At 31.1% G+C, this 17,724-nt stretch carries 14 protein-coding genes; 12 read left to right on the top strand and 2 right to left on the bottom strand.

From position 1 onward, the window contains the following. Positions 1-234: 234 nt before the first annotated feature. From NNL09_RS15945 to bla, 8 genes are all read left to right on the top strand, one after another. On the top strand, positions 235-1,176 hold the full coding sequence (locus tag NNL09_RS15945; RefSeq protein ID WP_196909834.1) for an AraC family transcriptional regulator: 942 nt from the start codon (positions 235-237) through the stop codon (positions 1,174-1,176). Between the two features lie 102 nt (positions 1,177-1,278). Further along, positions 1,279-2,325, top strand: coding sequence for a S41 family peptidase (locus tag NNL09_RS15940; protein WP_196909833.1), 1,047 nt, complete (start codon positions 1,279-1,281; stop codon positions 2,323-2,325). Positions 2,326-2,756: 431 nt separating this feature from the next. Then, positions 2,757-3,881, top strand: a complete 1,125-nt coding sequence (locus tag NNL09_RS15935) for a tail fiber protein (RefSeq protein ID WP_196909832.1) — start codon at positions 2,757-2,759, stop codon at positions 3,879-3,881. 18 nt (positions 3,882-3,899) lie between these two features. Beyond that, the gene (locus NNL09_RS15930; protein ID WP_196909831.1) at positions 3,900-4,904 is read left to right on the top strand and encodes a C45 family autoproteolytic acyltransferase/hydolase; all 1,005 of its coding nucleotides are present in this window, start codon (positions 3,900-3,902) and stop codon (positions 4,902-4,904) included. A 188-nt stretch (positions 4,905-5,092) separates the two neighbouring features. Next, positions 5,093-5,368, top strand: coding sequence for a hypothetical protein (locus tag NNL09_RS15925; protein WP_196909830.1), 276 nt, complete (start codon positions 5,093-5,095; stop codon positions 5,366-5,368). Continuing rightward, positions 5,368-5,985: a hypothetical protein gene (locus NNL09_RS15920; protein ID WP_196909829.1), complete on the top strand. Its 618-nt coding sequence runs from the start codon at positions 5,368-5,370 to the stop codon at positions 5,983-5,985. The genes NNL09_RS15925 and NNL09_RS15920 overlap by 1 nt, the downstream gene beginning before the upstream one ends. Positions 5,986-6,413: 428 nt before the next feature. After that, positions 6,414-7,703 (top strand): serine hydrolase, encoded by a 1,290-nt coding sequence (locus tag NNL09_RS15915; protein ID WP_196909828.1) that lies wholly within the window; start codon positions 6,414-6,416, stop codon positions 7,701-7,703. Positions 7,704-7,881: 178 nt separating this feature from the next. Continuing rightward, entirely contained in the window at positions 7,882-8,787 is a 906-nt protein-coding gene (gene bla, locus NNL09_RS15910; protein WP_370540754.1) for a class A beta-lactamase, subclass A2, read from the top strand. 44 nt (positions 8,788-8,831) lie between these two features. Here the strand turns inward: bla and NNL09_RS26200 are convergent, their stop codons facing one another. Then, positions 8,832-8,954, bottom strand: a complete 123-nt coding sequence (locus NNL09_RS26200) for a hypothetical protein (protein ID WP_255518896.1) — start codon at positions 8,952-8,954, stop codon at positions 8,832-8,834. A gap of 346 nt (positions 8,955-9,300) precedes the next feature. Between NNL09_RS26200 and NNL09_RS15905 the strand changes: the two genes are divergently transcribed. The 4 genes from NNL09_RS15905 (at position 9,301) to NNL09_RS15890 (ending at position 16,035) form a co-directional block, all read left to right on the top strand. After that, positions 9,301-9,786 carry a T9SS type A sorting domain-containing protein gene (locus NNL09_RS15905; RefSeq protein ID WP_196909826.1) on the top strand — a complete coding sequence of 162 codons (486 nt, stop codon included), beginning with the start codon at positions 9,301-9,303 and terminating at the stop codon, positions 9,784-9,786. Positions 9,787-9,799: 13 nt separating this feature from the next. Beyond that, positions 9,800-10,888: a glycine-rich domain-containing protein gene (locus NNL09_RS15900; RefSeq protein WP_196909825.1), complete on the top strand. Its 1,089-nt coding sequence runs from the start codon at positions 9,800-9,802 to the stop codon at positions 10,886-10,888. A 226-nt stretch (positions 10,889-11,114) separates the two neighbouring features. Next, positions 11,115-12,302, top strand: a complete 1,188-nt coding sequence (locus tag NNL09_RS15895) for an FAD-dependent monooxygenase (protein ID WP_196909824.1) — start codon at positions 11,115-11,117, stop codon at positions 12,300-12,302. A 217-nt stretch (positions 12,303-12,519) separates the two neighbouring features. After that, positions 12,520-16,035 carry a hypothetical protein gene (locus NNL09_RS15890; RefSeq protein WP_196909823.1) on the top strand — a complete coding sequence of 1,172 codons (3,516 nt, stop codon included), beginning with the start codon at positions 12,520-12,522 and terminating at the stop codon, positions 16,033-16,035. Between the two features lie 116 nt (positions 16,036-16,151). On the opposite strand, the gene NNL09_RS15885 is transcribed toward NNL09_RS15890, so the two are convergent. Further along, positions 16,152-17,591: a serine hydrolase gene (locus tag NNL09_RS15885; RefSeq protein WP_196909822.1), complete on the bottom strand. Its 1,440-nt coding sequence runs from the start codon at positions 17,589-17,591 to the stop codon at positions 16,152-16,154. Positions 17,592-17,724 lie beyond the last annotated feature (133 nt).

Genomic DNA, 17,724 nt, shown 5'->3' with positions numbered 1-17,724 from the left:
ATTTTGAAGTTTTAATAGCACGGATTGCAAATCTGCGTTACCCGGTTAATAATCTTAAAACACTGCTGAATGCTAAATATAATTGCTATAATTGTTCTTTTTGGAGCCATACAAGGTTTTTTACTTTGTTTGTATTTATATTTCAAAAAAAAAGATAATAAAAAGGCATTCAATAATTTTATTCTTTTTTTATTCTCATTATCCTTTTTTAATTTCATATATGCACTAATGTATATGAAGATTTCAACCCTGGGATTTATTCCTTTAACTTCTTTCCCTTTTCCATATAAGTATCTTATTGCAGTTGGCTTTTATTTTTTTATAAGAAGTCAAATATCCAAAGAAGAAAAAATCATTTCAAACTATGAATACCTCCTATTTTTACCAGCTTTTTTTTATGGTATATTACGAATTTATTGGTATATAAAACTTCATACAGGTTTAGATAAAGATATCTTTTGGAATGTATATAAAATGGGATTCTTTACATATAACGAATACGTCTATTTAATTTTTAACCTTCTTTTAGTAAGCCTGGCAATAAAATTTTTAACGAGATACAAAACCCAAATAAGAGGAACTAAGGTTTCTCAAAAAAACTGGGAATGGCTCTTAAAATTTTCTTATGTATTTATAGTTGTCATAATTTTAAACATAGTATTAGCAGTAATTGTGCATATTGTAGGTGATCTATATAATGGAATAGTCTATTCAATTATTTTAATTTTAAATTCAATATACATCTATTGGGTAGGATTCGAGTCGCTTACAAAATCAAACTATTTATTCAATACGTTTACACTTAAAAAGCAAAATTCGATTGAAGATAAAACACCTAGTATATTAGCCCAAAAACTTGAACATTATATGAAAGTGGAAGAGGTTTTTAAAAATAAAAATTTAAAACTGTCAGACTTAGCCTATCTAATTGAAATAAATGAAAAAGAATTATCGGTATTCATTTACGAATCATTTGAAATGTCGTTCTCAGAGTATATCAATAGGTTTAGAATTGAAAAAGTTAAAACGCTTTTAAAAACCGAAGATCAAAAAAAGTACACACTATTAGCCATAGCCGAAAATGCTGGTTTTAGTTCGAAATCTTCATTTAATGCTGTTTTTAAGAAATTTACTGGCTTAACTCCTTCCCAATACAAAGCAAGTCTTAAAAACTAATATGTCCAGTATCTTTTTTCTGGACATCCTTTTGGCCATTTTTCTTAAAAAACATTATGATTGCCTTTAGTTTTGTTTTCATAAAAACAAAAAAATAACATTATGAAATCAATCTTTGCAGGTATTACTATGTGTCTTTTACTTTTCTCATTAAACACTTATAGTCAAAACGAACATGTAACAGTTAAAGACAGTATTAATACATTTTATAATAAACTATTTGTAGAACTAGAAGAGAACTATTTACATACTAAAGATATAGATTGGTTAGGTCTGAAACCTTATATAAAAGAGAAGGCCTTAAAAAGTAAATCCTTTGAAGAGTCTTTAAAAATTACAGTAAAACTATTTGATACCATTAAAGGAAATCATTTACTTCTTTTTTCGGAAAAAGATTGGTATAAAAGTACACTTGGCAAACAATTATCTCAAGAACAATTTAATCAAAGTCTTGCAGATGCCTATGAAAATGGAAAATCCTTTGAAGCAAAAGTTATTGAGAAGGAATATGGTTATGTATTTATACCAGGAATGCTGTTAAAAGATGCCACGAGAGAAGAATTGGATAAAGCGGCGCAAGAAATTTATGATGCCATTACAAAAATAGATCAATCACACAACATTAAAGGCTGGATAATTGATCTTCGTTTAAATATTGGTGGTAATTCTAATGTAATGCTTGCTGGATTGTATCATTTATTAGGAAATGGTACCACTCACCTGTCTCTGGATATTGATAAAAATGTAAAAATTCTTACCAGTATTTATAATGGTACTTTATATAAAAATCATAAAATAAATACAGCTGTAAAACCAAACTTAAAACCAATATCACAGGTTCCTGTTGCTCTAATATCAGGAATTATGACAAACAGCGCAGGAGAATTTGTAGTTTTGGGTTTTAGAGGTCGTAAAAATACTATTGTGATTGGAGAAGAAAGTTATGGGAGTACGACTGCAAATGACTTATATGAATTACCATATGATACAAAGGCTGCAATTACTGAAAGTTATGGGACAGATAGATCTGCTAAATTTACTAAGACTATTATTCCTGATATAGAGGTTATAAAACAACACAATTTTGAAGATTTAACAAAAGATAAGAATATTATTGTGGCTATCAAATTTATCAACTCAAAACAATAAATCAGATATTTTCGGTTTATAATACATCACTCCCGATGGCGAGGATTACAAATCTGCGCCATCGAGTTCTACCCCATTAAAATCATCACTTTTTTATAACTATTCGTCACAAACCAGAGGTATATCATGACGCATACATTTTTATTATACATATATGGCAGCATCTTTATGTACAGCATCATGATAAAACAAATATTTACAAACGGTCATAAATAGATACAAACGGGTATATGTATACTATTGCGTATATAACATTGTTATAAGCAATTCTCTCACACAAAGAAACTCTATTAATTTTTTGAACTAACGAGCCGATTTTTGTGGTAATTTTAAAACAGAAAAAATTAACGTTAATCAGAATCTTAAAAAATATTTAAGTAACATATACAACTACTAGGACATACATAGTAAACTGAGAAACAAAAATAATTATGAAAAAAACAATCTTATTGATTGGACTTATTGGAATAAGCTTTGGAATTAAAGCTCAAAACACATTTCCTACAACGGGTAACGTAGGAATTGGAACAACAACACCTAATGCTAAACTTGAAATCGGGAATAGAAATCATGGATCAACAACAGGTATAACGAATGCTTTTTTCACAGGTACAAATTTTAATCTAAGCTTGTATAGTGATCAAATATATAATTCTAATGGAATCACAGGAACAATATCATTTGGGAGTAAATATAATTCATCTGGGACTTACACATCTGGGGTTAAAATCTACGGTTTCCGCCCTAACTATCAGACTGCTGGTAATTATGAATATGCTTTAGGAATTGATACTAGAACTCATGGTGGATCTTCGAGCAGAAAGTTTACAATATTAGGTAATGGAAATGTTGGAATTGGAACATCAAACCCTAGTATGAAACTACAAGTAGTTGGATCTGTTGCGAGTGGATATAATAATACTTTATCTCTAGATAAACAAGAGTGGTTTAATTTTGGAAATAAGTCAGGATATGGATTTATAAATTGGTTTTCGCAAGCAAATGCTGACAGAAATGGTTTTATAAATACCCATTCATCAGTAAAAGCATCTTCAATCAGCGGAGGTAATGGTGAAATCAAATTTTATACATCATTAGCAAATAATGGTATCGGACAATCTTCAAGCCTGGTCGAAAGAATGACAATTGAATCGAATGGATATGTAGGTATAGGCACGATGAATCCAGATATGAAATTAACTGTAAAAGGAAATATTCATGCAGAAGAAGTGAAAATTGACCTGAATGTTCCTGCTCCTGATTATGTTTTTAAAAAAGATTATAACTTAAGAAGTATAGAAGAAGTAGAAAGATTTATTAAAAAGAATAGTCACCTTCCAGAAATACCATCTGCAAAAGAGTTTGAACAAAACGGAGTGATGCTAGCAGAAATGGATATGAATCTTCTTAAAAAAATTGAGGAGTTGACTCTTTATACTATTCGGCAAGATAAAAAAATTAAAAATCTTGAAAGAAAAAACGAAGAGTTGAACTCGATTAATAAAAAGCTTATTGAATTACAATTAAGACTTGAAAAGCTAGAATCTGAAAAGTAAAAAAAGCTTATAACACGAATGTATCATCCAAGACTATATGGAGAATTTTACGAAATGGGACTTAAGTATGGAACACTACTTAAAGAAAAGGCAAATTTTGTACTTCCCGAAATAAGTTCTAAAAAGAAAGAATTTGGACTTGATTCATATAAAGAATTACAAAATTTTTATCCTGAAGTCATAGATGAAATAAAAGGTTTTGCAAAAGGAATTAATGACAAACCTAAAAACCTTGGAGCTTTCCTATTAAGTCTTGGTATTTTCGAAACAAGCGGACAATGTAGTGTATTCGCTTTTAAAAATAATGACTCTGTAATTGTTGGTAGAAACTATGATATGCTTTTTGAGTTTAAAAAATTTACCGAAAGTAGTTTGATAGCACCAAAAGATAAGTTTTCATACATAAGTCAATCTGATGTTTTTATCGGACGCTCAGATGGAATTAATGAAAAAGGGCTATCAATAGCAATGTCGTTTGTAAATGGAACAAAGGTTCAACCTGGAATTGGATTTCATTTTATAATTAGGAAAGTACTTGAAAATTGTAGTACTACCGAACAAGCCATAAATCTAATTCAACAAACAACCGTTGCCTCCGCAAACAATTTCCTAATTGCTGATAAAAATTTTGATATTGCAGTAGTTGAATCCGCTCCGCAAAAGAGTTTCATCCGAAGACCAAAAAAAAACGAAAATTTCATATCCATAACCAATCAGTTCATATCAAAAGAAATGAAACCTTACGATAAAGGTGATGTAGAGTGGAGTAAAAGTTCGGAACGCTATAACAGAATAAAAGAAAACCTCTCGTCTGTAGGAAGTTTAGATTTAAATAAAGCTAAAGAAATCTTATCTAATGAATGTGTCTGTTTGAATTTAAAAAAGGAGAAATTTGGAACCATTTGGTCAGTTGTTGCAAATTTGAACGAGTTAAAAATTGAAAGAGCCGAAACAAAACCAAGACTAACAAATTATAAACAAGAAACGAGACTTGATTGGTGGTTAAAAAAGAAAAATAAATAACCCTACACAACAATCTGTATAAGCAATAACAGCTTAGGTGCTAACTCTAATCGTTTTTTCATTAAATCAAAGCACCTTGCTAACCAAAAAGTAATTGTGCAAAACCCACTACTGCTCATACATATTGCCGTAACTTACAAGTCAAAAATTCACAACATTGATTACATTTTACTAAAAAACAATACGTTATGTCATCTACTAAACAAAGTGAAATACAACAAGATCTGGTGCTCTACAGTACTTTTGACGATAAAATCACGGTTACTTTAAAATCAAAAATTCACAAACCATTTGTTACACAAGTAAAAGGTTTTAATTACAAAGAAGAAGATCCCAGAGTTATTTTTAAACATTGTGAAGAATCTATTTTTCCAACTGATACCGAAGACAACAAAGAAAAAGAATATATCGTTTATATAAAAAATATAAAATCGGTCGAGTTATATGAAATGAATCACCAATAATGGAATTAAAAGAACTCATAGAAAATATGTCTGGTGTAAAAGACGGTAATGAACCGATAGGGAACAAAACATTATCATGGGAAGCGTATCGAGTTGCAGAAAAATTAAATGACACAAATCTAATTGCTGAGCTTAAAGCTTATATTAAAGATGACAATAATGAAACTACCAGAACATATGCCTATAATCTTTTAGGGTATATTGGAGTCAATGCAAAAGCAAGTGAAGTCACAGATATATTAATAGATCAAATAAAAAGAGAAGATATCCACCTGGATAATTTGCATAATATTTTGGATGTATTATACTCCACTAATTTTCCTTTACAAAAAGGGTTAGAAGAAATACTTATCTATGCTTTTGACGAAAGGGAACTAATTAGAACAACTGCCATACAATTACTTTCCAGGTATACAATTGAACACCAAAAAATTAAGAATACTTTACTAGAAATTATCAAATATCATTATGATGAATATGATTTAAAATATGCGGTAGAGAGCTTACAAGTTCTATTCCCGAATGATTATAGAAAATGGGTGTTCAGAATAAAAGAAGATTTGATAAATAACAACGGAGATAAAATAATTATTGATCGAATCAGCAATATAATATGACAATCGTAGCCAGTAGATAACCATGTGTATAAGCAATCGCGGTTTAAGTGATAAAAAGTATAAACTTAAAACAAAGGTCAATGTAAAAACCCCGATGGCAGAGATTTGCAATCCATAAAACATATCAAAACAGTCACTTATATGTGATTGTTTTTTTGTTAAAATACATTCACAATAACTTGGTTATAGATAAGATTGTTTTAAATTCAGAGGGTTATATTTTTAGTTCTGCTAGAAATTATGCAGATTTAGATCATGAATTAGAAATTGTTGTTTTAAATTTATTTTGAAGTTGTAAAAACACAAATTGCAAATTCGCCATCGGGTATATATGTACTAATATATATAACGTTATTATTGGCAAACTAAAAAACGAAACTGTAACAAGAATCAATTTTTTTAATCTTTTAAGGAAACCAAAAGAACAAATGAGAAAAATAGCTTTAATAGTAATCATAGGAATTGCATTTTCGTCCTGTAATCAAAGTAAAAAAAACAACGATAATCCTAAAAGTGAAAGCCAAACTGTAAGGGATTCCTTGACAGCAGAATTAGATTCTATTCAGAAAAGTGGACTAATAAACGGGTTTGCTGTTGCTATGGTAAACCAAAACGGAGTGTTATACGAAAAAGGTTTTGGGTATTCAAATCGAGAAACAAAAGAAGAATATACTGAAAACACAATTCAACATATTGCTTCTGTATCTAAAACTTTAATAGGGATTTCATTAATGAAGGCACAAGAAATTGGAAAATTAAAACTTGACGACCCAATTCACAATTATTTGCCATTCGAAGTAATTAATCCTAATTACCCAAATGAAAGAATAACAATAAGACAATTAGCCACACATACATCAGGTATTAATGATACCGAGCAGTATATGCAAAAAGCTTGGATTCTCACAAAAAATCAAGATTTAACAGATGTGAGTACAGATTACCCTGCACAGCGATTAAATTCATCTGAATTCAATATCCCTATGGAAGAATACTTGAAAGGATATTTAGAAATCAATGGTACATTTTATCAAGGTGATAATTATCTAAACTTCAAACCAGGGGAACGTTATAACTATTCAAATATAGGCGCTACTTTGTGTGCTTTAGTTATTGAAAAAGCAACAGGTAAAACATTCGATTCATTTACAAAAGAACATATACTTAAACCATTAGGTATGAATTCGACAGGTTGGTCCTTAAAAGATGTTAATATAAAAAAGCATTCTAGGTTGTATAGAAATGACAATACACTTTTACCATTTTATACTGCAATAACTTATCCCGATGGAATGCTTATTTCATCAAGTAGCGATATGGCAAAATATTTAGCAGAACTGGTTAAAGGATATTGTGGTGAAGGTACATTACTCTCAAAAAATAGTTATAAAGAACTCTTTACAGAACAATTAGAAGAAGAAAACTTTGAATCAAGAAATGCAAGTAACCCGTACAACGGAGATTACAGTCCTGCAATTTTTATTGGGCATAGTGCTTTGGGGTACGTAGGACACTCAGGAGGTGATGCGGGGGTTGGAACGTGGATGTATTTTGATAAAGAGAAAAAAACAGGAAGGTATATTGTGATTAATACAGATATGGGAAATGATGAACGTTCTAAAGAACTAGAATACTATGCAATTTGGGATAAGATGAATGAGTATTTTGATAGGTTGAGTGTAGAACAGCCAACACATAACAATAGTTATGCCCAATAAGGCGTTCATTACTAAATTGAAAATTTGGTTTTCATAACAGGTTCGTCAAATAGTTGATTTGACTTTTAAAAATTAAAAACAAAATATAAAAATTCGGTGCTGTGTTAATCCGAAAAGTTAGCGTCTTTTTACGCGCTACGTTTCATACACAAGACCATTAGCAACAAGCAAAAGAAAAATTATGGTAAAAAAAAGACCTATAACATTCTTAATCTTTTTAATAATTTTCACACAAGGATATTCGCAAAAGATTGAAACATTAAAACAGAAAATTGAGGATATTATAAATTCTAAAAATGCAGTAGTTGGAGTTGCAATCAATGGAATGGAAACTAAAGACACGTTGAGCATCAATGGACAAAGACACTTCCCAATGCAAAGCGTATTCAAGTTTCCGATTGCATTAACTATTTTATCTGAAATAGATAAAGGCAATCTTTCTCTTGAGCAAAAAATTGATATCAAGAAAAGTGAGTTATTGCCTGGGTTATGGAGTCCTATACGAAAAAAATATCCAGAAGGAGGTACACTTACTGTAGCAGAAATTATAAAATATACAGTTGCTTTAAGTGATAATGTAGGTTGCGATGTATTACTAAAACTTCTTGGCAAACCTCAAACTGTTGAAAATTATTTTTCTAACCTCGGTTTTAAAGATTTTTCTGTTAAAATAAACGAAGAAACGATGCAAAATAATTGGGATCTGCAGTTTTTAAATTGGACAACACCAAAAGAAGCGAACAAGATTCTAGAAACATTTTATACGAACAGTAACGGTCTACTTTCTAAAGAAAGCCACGAATTTGTGTGGAGTGTAATGAAAGGAACTAAAACAGGTAAGAACAGATTAAGAGGGCAATTACCTAAAGAAACAATAGTAGCGCATAAAACAGGTTGGTCAGGAGCACATAAAGAAACAGGGATAACAGCCGCGGTAAACAACATCGGAATTGTTTTTCTACCTAATGGAAAATACTTTATCATAAGTGTTTTTATCACAGAGTCTACAGAAAACTTTGAAACTAACGAGAAAATGATATCTGATATTTCGAAAGCAACCTGGGATTATTTTATAAACCAATAACTATAGGTTTCCCTACTTATCTTACTCAAATATTTGTAATAATATCATATCTCGATGGTATGGATTTGCACCTTAGATGTATCATTGGGTTCATAAAATCTTTTTTCATAAAGCAATACCCATTGCCCGGGAGAGACTTCCTCTACTTCTGATCGATAAAAAAGCATCTATGGTGTTATTCATAAAAACAAATTCCATACATTTTATTTTCTTTTATCGTATTTTATTAACCAATTATCGATACTTATTTGTTATTTTTTATTTTTTTGATAGGAAATTTCTTTCTATTTAATTACTTTGGTTGTCGTTAACATTACCAATTTATGCAGATTTTTAAATAAAAGACTAACAACCAACAACATACCTTTAAAATCGAATGGAAGTTATCACTATACTCCCTTACAATCAAGCACCTAATAGAACTATACAAGGCATTCTGCAAAAAATAGTTTTCAGGTTTCGAGGTAAACCTCATAAAACTATCCCACATAATAGATTAAATATAAACAGCTTATGAAACACAAAAAAAACATGCTACGTGCTGCGTTTCTCCTTTTAGGATTAGGAGGACTACATGCACAAGAAAGTCTAATCCCCGCAGGCGGTGAAACTACTGGTACAGGAGGCTCTGCTAGTTACAGCCTGGGACAAATCGTTTATTCTACTCATACCGGAAACGACAAAAGTATAACCCAGGGAGTACAACAACCCTATGAAATTTACAACATTAGTGATAATGATGAAAATGACGAAACTATAAGCATTACATATTCAGCTTATCCCAATCCCACAACAGACATACTTAACCTACAAGTGCAAAATACCCCTGAAGCGTTGAGTTATCAATTGTATGATTCGCATGGTAAAGTGGTAGCAAGCAATACAATTGCTACAACAACTACCGCTATCAATACCAGTAACCTACCCAATGCGACTTATTTTATGGAAATATTAATGGGAGATAGAGAAGTAACAAAATTTAAAATAATAAAGAATTAATAACAACCAAAGTATGAAGAAAAAAATTACTCTATTAATTGGAATTGTATTAACCACAATATCATGGGCTCAAAGTCCAGAAAAAATGAGTTATCAGGCCGTAGTAAGAGATGCCGATAACGCCCTTGTAACCCAAAAACCAGTAGGTATGCAAATTAGTATTTTGCAAGGTAGTGTAAACGGAACCGCCGTATATACAGAAACACATGCCCCCTCGACAAATGTTAATGGTTTGGTAAGTTTAGAAATTGGTACAGGAACTACTTCAGACGATTTTTCTACTATCAATTGGAGCGGTGGCCCCTATTTTATAAAAACTGAGACAGATCCGGAAGGAGGAACCAATTATACCATTACTGGTACAAGTCAACTAATGAGTGTACCTTATGCTTTGCATGCTAAAACAGCAGAAAATATAACTGGTACCCTAAACGAAACAGACCCAACTTTTACTGCCTGGGACAAATCTACAGGAATTACTATCACAGAAAGTCAAATTTCTGATTTAAGTGATGGCTCTACAACTAACGAATTAAATACTAGTGTTGCTCTTAATGGGACAAATCTCGAAATCACAGATGCAGGAGGAACAATTACAACCGATCTATCTAGCCTGACAACTATAGCCTTAGAGCGACAACTATTTAAAACCAGTGGTACATTTACAGTACCTTCAGACGTGACCTCAATTAGGGTAACCATGATTGGCGGTGGTGGATCTGGTGGTTCTCGAGGTCCTGGAGGAGAGTTTGGAGCTGGTGGTGAAGCAGGAAACTATGTAAGAAATCAAATCGTAGCCGTTACACCAGGAGCTACATTAGCAGTTACTGTAGGTACTGGCGGGGTTCCCGCTACTTGTTCGATCCCATGGACCAATGGTTGTCCAGGAAACCCAGGAGGTACCAGTTCTGTTGGTACATTAGTAACTGCAACAGGTGGTGCCGGTGGTTGTGGTAGTTGTCTATCGGGCTCAGACGATAAAAGCGGTAAGATTGGACCATTTGGTGTTTTTGGATCAGGAAGTGATGGTGTTGACGTATTTGAGGTCAATTCTGCAGCAGGTAATCCTGGTATGGTATTAATAGAATATTATTTCTGGTAGGATTTTATTCTTTTTAACAAACCCATATAAAACAAATGGGCAATAGAATACTATAAGATTACTAAGAGTATTCTATTGCCCTATTCACTCTAACTGAACGTTGTTTGGTATTGTAAAGTTACTAGTTTATGCCATCGAGTAAATAAAAAATAATTAGTAATTTGTATAGTCCATTTTCTCTCCCTTCGAGATACAAATGTACCATATAAAAGACATTATCAGTACTATGGCTAAAATAAGAGATCCAAAAATGGATACAAAAGATAAGATTGCAATTGTCGGAGGAGGAATCGGAGGCTTAACAATGGCTCTAACTCTAAAAAAGAATAACCAGGATTTTAAGCTCTTTGAAAAATCTAATGAATTTAAAGAAGTCGGAGCAGGTATCGGACTTGCTTCTAATGCCTTAAAAATATTTGACAAACTTAATATAGGCGAAGAATTAAGAACAAAAGGGCACTTACTAAAAAGAACAATACTTGCAACCGAAAAATTAAAAACTCTAAAAACAGTTCCTTTCCCAGAAGAGGTTTATTGTATTCACAGAGCTTCAATCATAGATGTTATTTCTAGCAAATTAGATAAAAACTCGTATGAGCTAGGTAAAGAAGTTAAAAGTATTGAAAATAAAGAAAGCGTAAAGATTACATTTAAAGATCATACCGCTATAGAATTTGATACTTTAATTGCTTCTGATGGAATTAACTCTACCGTTAGAAAGTCTATTTTCCCCGAAATTAGAATAAGACATACTCATCAAATAATTTGGAGAGGAATTACTGATTTTGATATTAATTCTGATCTAAAACATACGTATTATGAGCTTTTTGAAGGGACATTACGGTTCTTATTCTTACCGTTAAACGATACTAAAATATTCTGGTTAGCTGTACAGGAAAAAAAGAATTTCAATAAAGATGTGTCGACATCTTTAAAATCATACCTATTAGATACGTATCAAAATTTTGCTCCCATAGTGTTGGATATGTTAAACAAAACAACCGAAAGTGATATCCTTCAAAATGAACTGGCAGATATAAATCCCAGCTATAAAGACTGGTTTAAAAACAATACTGTTTTTATTGGTGATTCTATTCATGCTACTACACCAAATCTTGCACAGGGAGCTTGTCAAGCTATCGAAGATGCATACACGTTGGGGCTTTGTTTAAAAAACAATACCGATAATGCTTTTTCTGAATATCAAAATATAAGATTTAAAAAAGTTAAATATATTGTGAAACAATCCTGGAAAATTGGTAGCATGTCAATGACAAATAATAATTTTCAAAAAAAGCTACTCCTTTTACTATTGAGATTTCTTCCCAAAAAACAGTACCAAAAAAGATTTAATCGTATAATTAACATTGAATATTTAAATACATTAGAGCATATTCCCAGTGGCAATACTTAAAACCTATCGAAGACATCTAAAAATACAATAGGAGTACTTCGACAGGCGTAGTATGACAAGAATAGATGACACTATAATTGATGGTACAAAATTTTCTTATTGAAAATTCAGATAAATTAATTAACTTAGTATTATGGTACAAATTATAGTTATTTTTCATTAACTACCCCCCCTATTGTGTGCTATAGTGAATACGAACTCATTTTTATTACTATAGATGAAATCTCCTCCAGATAATGGTAAATCATTTGAAAATTTATGTAAGTGGGTTGCTAGAGGGAATTTTGGACCTAATGTATTTACATATAAGAAATATAAACAAAATGGTATTGATATCTACTGGACAAATGCCAGTAAATATCATGTGATTCAATGTAAACAAAGAACAAAACCTGAGGCTTCAGAATTAATAAAAGCATTAATAAAAGATTTTAAAAAAGCAAGAGAAGTTTTCGAAGAAGATTTAAAAGAGTTTATTTTTGCTACAACTGCTTCTCTCAAAGTCGTTGAAACCAAAGTAAAAAATGAAAGCTTAATAGATGTTTGCAACAAACTATCTACCAACAAGATAAATATCGTTGTTTGGCATTGGGAATATCTAGAGGAAAGAATTGAAGAGTCTCCATTTATACTAAAACATCTTTATAATACTGAAGAGGGTGCCATTTTGATAGATGATGATTTCGTTATTAGAAAATCAGAGGAATTTAATAACAGAAAAACAAAAGAATGTAAACTAGAATACTATAGTGGTCAAGAACGTATCCAATGGTATGGTATTTTTCAACAATGGGATGCACCTCGTAAAATATATAACAATGTTATTGATAGTATTAAATCTTCTTTTGAAAGAAGGACATCTGTGGCTACAATAATTAGAGGTCAAGGAGGTAGTGGAAAATCAGTTTTCTTGAGAAGACTTAGTTACGATCTCCGAAATGATTTTACTTTATATTGGTTAAAAGATGATATTGAATCTTTTTTAGATAATGAATTCATATATGACATTAAGCAAAATTCAGATGAAAAATATTTGATCATTCTTGAGGATTGGTATCGAAATGTTGAACAATGTGCTAATATATTGGTCGTTCGTAAATTACTCCTCGCATTAAATGATGTGAATAATGCAAAATTAGTTATTGGAGATAGAAAAAACAGAGTCAAAAAAATTTATGATAACTACGTATATTCTGATCACATCTATGATCTAAGCAACACAGAAAACAAGTTTTTACTTGAGTATATATTTGGAAACATACCTAGTTTATATAGAAATCTAAGCCCCAAAGAATTAGAACATGTATCTAAATCAAGTCTTTTTATAGCACTTTTCGTTTTTTGTTATGACCATAACGATGCCCAAAAAGATTTACTTAAACGTTATAAAGACATAATCAAAAGTGATATTGAAAAGTTAAAAACCGAAAATGATCCATTCTGGAGTGGTTTAGCCTTTGTTTTATATAAATACGCCAATCTTTATTATCAATATGGAAGCAAGTTAACCATAAAAACCATTCTTCAATGGCCTCGCTATTATTTTGGAAACTATTCAATTCCTAAAATGTATGAAATAGATATTAGTATTTTAACTGAAAACATCTTAATAAAAAAATACTTCCATTTTGAAAGCTTTGAATCTAAAAAATATGGAGTATACCATAGAGTAATGTTTAACCATGATACTATGGCAGAATATGGTTGGTCAGTCGCAAGTGACGTGTTTGATTCTCCATTTCATAATAATACGGTATATGACATTTTTGAATTCCTGAAGAAGTATAAATATGAACTTGATTTTGATTTTTCGACTGTAAGTGACCAATTAATTAGAATTGGAGGGAATATTTCGGAAAAAATTGCAACGAAATTCCTCGCTATCGAAAATGCTCATAAATATGAAGGAGCTTTCTCCTCTTCTCTAAAGATCTTACATAATCAAGAAATCGCGAAACAAGCTGCACGAAATTTCTTGAATTCTGAAAACCCATATGTAAATCAACAATCATTTAAAGATTCTCTAGAATTGTTAAGAACTGAAGAAATTGCAAAACAAGCTGCACGAAAATTCTTGAATTCTGAAAATCCACATGTAAATCAACAATCATTTAGAAGTTCTCTAGAGTTCTTAAAAACTGAAGGAATTGCAAAACAAGCAGCGCGAAATTTCTTGAGTTCAGAAAGTTCTCACATGATTCAACAATCATTTAAAAGTTCTTTAGAATTATTAAAAACAGAAGAGGTTGCAAAGCAAGCTGCACGAAATTTCTTAAAGTCCGAAAACCCTCATATAATTCAACAATCATTTTTTAATTCCTTAGAATTACTAAAAACCGAAGAAATTGCAAAGCAGGCTGCACGAAATTTCTTAAAATCTAAAAATCCTTATGCTAATCGTTCGCTATTTAAAAGTTGTCTGTATATATTAAAGGAAGAGGAAATTGTAAAACAAGCCACACAAAAGTTTTTAAAGTCGGAAAACCCACATTTACACAAGGAGATATTTTGTATTGTCCTACAATTGTTTAAAAAAGATGAAATTATTAGAAAAGCAGTACGAAAATTCCTGAAATCTGAAAATCCTCATTCTTATAAGGAGATATATTGTATTGTTTTACAATTATTTAAAGAAGAAGAAATGGTTAAAAAAACTGTACGAAATTTCTTAAAATCTAAAAATCCTTATTTAAACAAAGCAGTATTTTGTATTAGTTTACAATTATTTAAAGAAGAGGAAATTGTAAAACAAGCAGCACGAAATTTCTTGAAATCTAAAAACCCTCATTTAAATAAAGAAGTATTCTGTATTACTTTACAATTGCTTAAAGAAGAAGAAATTGCAAAACAAGCTGGGCGAAATTTTCTGAAATCTAAAAACCCTCATAAGATTCAACAATCATTTAAAAGTGCGCTAGAATTGTTAAAAATAGAGAAGGTTGCAAAACAAGCAGCGCAAAATTTCCTAAAATCCGAAAACCCTCATTTGTATAAAGAAGTGTTTCCCACTACTTTACAATTGTTTAAGAATGAAGAAATTACAAAACAAGTAGCACGAAACATCTTAAACTCTGAAAAATTACACAATGATTATCAAACACTTAGTAGTGCTCTACGGTTATTAGGAGAACTAGAAGTAAATAATGATCTTGAAAATTATGCTTTAAAAATTATACGTAATCATCAAAATGAAGATTGGAGAATTGTTTATCATTCACTACGTATACTCAAAAATTCAACGAGTTATAGAAAAGAAATAAATCTTACTATAATAGAAGTTTTTAATAATAAGAAAATAGGTTTTCATAGATACCGAGAGGTATTAAAAATTCCGCTTTTTGAAATTTCAACTTGGTTAAATGAAACTGAATACTTAATCCGTAATTGGAAAAAACAGATTGGCTGGAAACGTAATTTGCTATACTCCATTACAATTAGCTATATAAGTTTTCCGGAAAAACTCAAGGAGCTTTCTATTGGAATAATTCGAAATTGGCAATTTGAACTTAGAGGAGAGCAGAAACATAAAGCATATTTTACAAGATGTTTAGCTAACATCAATATAACTGGAGATCAAAAATTAAAGAACGAAGTAATAAATATTTGCAATACTATACAAACAACTCCTTTTCGAAAGGTGCTCAGACTTACTCCTGATTTAGAAAAACAAATAGAACAGATAGTAAAGCTTGGGAAATTTCCTGAATGGAGAATTAGGAATGACAATACTTAAACAGATACTATTATAAGTAATAACCAACTTTTCTAAATTCATTAAAAGAGATAGTGTTACACCTTTTTCATTAATAAATTTAGAAAAGTTGGTTACTAGAAAAGAATATTACACCCTTATCGTATACCTTCTATCCTTAATTCTCCTTTAGTATTGGGAGTAACATCAAATAGAATCTGTTCTACCCCGGTTTTGGTTTCAACACCAAGAGCTACTTCATTTTCTTTTACCATAATTTGCACGATCTTTCCTCCTTTAAGATCCTCATGTAATTGTTTAAACATCGCTAAATGTCTTTGCATAGAAAAAGAATTTTTAAACATTGGAGTCATTCTCTTTTCTGTAAAAGATTTCCAGATATCCTGGTCATTTTGATGTATTGTCTTCATAAATTCATCTACTAATTGATCTGCCATTTCTCCGATTATTGTTCCCTTTGATTGTTTATTAACAGTAGGCTTGAAATCAGGTTTTAAAAGTATTCCAGCAATCTGAGAAGTAATATTTTCGAATTTTCGGTCTACCGTATTGGTCATTATAATAATAGTAATCTCTTCATCAAGATAACGCCACATATCGGCAAAGAAAATTCCATTACCTCCATTATGAGCAATCAATTCGGTATTACGAGGTGTAGGGAAAATAGCCCATCCATATCCGTAATATGACCCTGCCCCCTCTCCTTCTTCAATATGTTTACCATAGTACTTGGTTTTTGCTGTAGCATCCAGAATTTTATCTCCTAGCAATGCCTGGTGCCATTTATACATATCTTGTGTAGTAGATAGTACTCCTCCATTTGCTTTTAAGTGCCAGTATGGCCCATCTACACCCCATTTTTTATCTGTAGGCTTTCCCCAATGTTTATTCTTGCGATATCCAACTGCTATATCTTTAAACAAAGGTTTTTTGTATCCCGTTTGGTGCATCCCAGAGGGTTTCCACAGATGTTTCATCAAATACTCTTCATAAGACATTCCTGAAACTTTTTCTATAATAATACCTAAGAAACTGTATCCCACATTAGAATATGTATACTTTGTCCCTGGTCTGAATACTAATTTTCTTTTAAAAGCTTCTTCGATAAACTCTTGAGTAGAAATATCTTCATAATCATCTCCTATTGCTGATTGAAATCCAGAAGAATGCGTAAGTAGATGATGTAAAGTGATATCTTTTTTATCATCGGGTACGTTAGCTATATATTTAGAAAGGTTATCTTCTACAGAAAGTTTACCCTGCATTTCTAATTTTAAAATAGCAGCTCCCGTAAATTGCTTAGTGATCGAGCCAATATCGAAAACTGTTTCAGAGGTACTTTTGGTTTTGCTTTCTCGATTAGAATACCCATATCCTTGTTCCAGCAGTACTTTTCCTTTCTGAGCAACCAAAACACTTCCAGAAAATCCTGATTTTTCTAATTCATTGAGATAGTCTGATAATTTATCTTTATTGGTTACAGTAGCACTACTAACTACTTCCTGTGCTACTGTTGGTTCTTGTTTACAAGATAGTAGAAAACTTATCAGTACTATCATCTTAAATACATGTTTCATCTGTTCCTTTTTTTATGATTTTGAATGACAATATTAAAAGGGTTATCAACAGTTTACAACAAAATGTTACCTAGGTAAAAACTAAGTTATATATATCAAAACTCAGGTTATCAAACGTATTCCTACCTTATTT

The organism is Aquimarina sp. EL_43, assembly GCF_943422735.1.
GTDB lineage: Bacteria > Bacteroidota > Bacteroidia > Flavobacteriales > Flavobacteriaceae > Aquimarina > Aquimarina megaterium.
This window is presented reverse-complemented; position numbering and strand designations above follow the sequence as displayed.

Coding starts and splice junctions, on each gene's coding strand:
- NNL09_RS15945 (WP_196909834.1), top strand. CDS start 235: ATGAAGATTTCAACCCTGGGATTTATTCCTTTAACTTCTTTCCCTTTT.
- NNL09_RS15940 (WP_196909833.1), top strand. CDS start 1,279: ATGAAATCAATCTTTGCAGGTATTACTATGTGTCTTTTACTTTTCTCA.
- NNL09_RS15935 (WP_196909832.1), top strand. CDS start 2,757: ATGAAAAAAACAATCTTATTGATTGGACTTATTGGAATAAGCTTTGGA.
- NNL09_RS15930 (WP_196909831.1), top strand. CDS start 3,900: ATGTATCATCCAAGACTATATGGAGAATTTTACGAAATGGGACTTAAG.
- NNL09_RS15925 (WP_196909830.1), top strand. CDS start 5,093: ATGTCATCTACTAAACAAAGTGAAATACAACAAGATCTGGTGCTCTAC.
- NNL09_RS15920 (WP_196909829.1), top strand. CDS start 5,368: ATGGAATTAAAAGAACTCATAGAAAATATGTCTGGTGTAAAAGACGGT.
- NNL09_RS15915 (WP_196909828.1), top strand. CDS start 6,414: ATGAGAAAAATAGCTTTAATAGTAATCATAGGAATTGCATTTTCGTCC.
- NNL09_RS26200 (WP_255518896.1), bottom strand. CDS start 8,954: ATGCTTTTTTATCGATCAGAAGTAGAGGAAGTCTCTCCCGGGCAATGG.
- NNL09_RS15905 (WP_196909826.1), top strand. CDS start 9,301: ATGAAACACAAAAAAAACATGCTACGTGCTGCGTTTCTCCTTTTAGGA.
- NNL09_RS15900 (WP_196909825.1), top strand. CDS start 9,800: ATGAAGAAAAAAATTACTCTATTAATTGGAATTGTATTAACCACAATA.
- NNL09_RS15895 (WP_196909824.1), top strand. CDS start 11,115: ATGGCTAAAATAAGAGATCCAAAAATGGATACAAAAGATAAGATTGCA.
- NNL09_RS15890 (WP_196909823.1), top strand. CDS start 12,520: ATGAAATCTCCTCCAGATAATGGTAAATCATTTGAAAATTTATGTAAG.
- NNL09_RS15885 (WP_196909822.1), bottom strand. CDS start 17,591: ATGAAACATGTATTTAAGATGATAGTACTGATAAGTTTTCTACTATCT.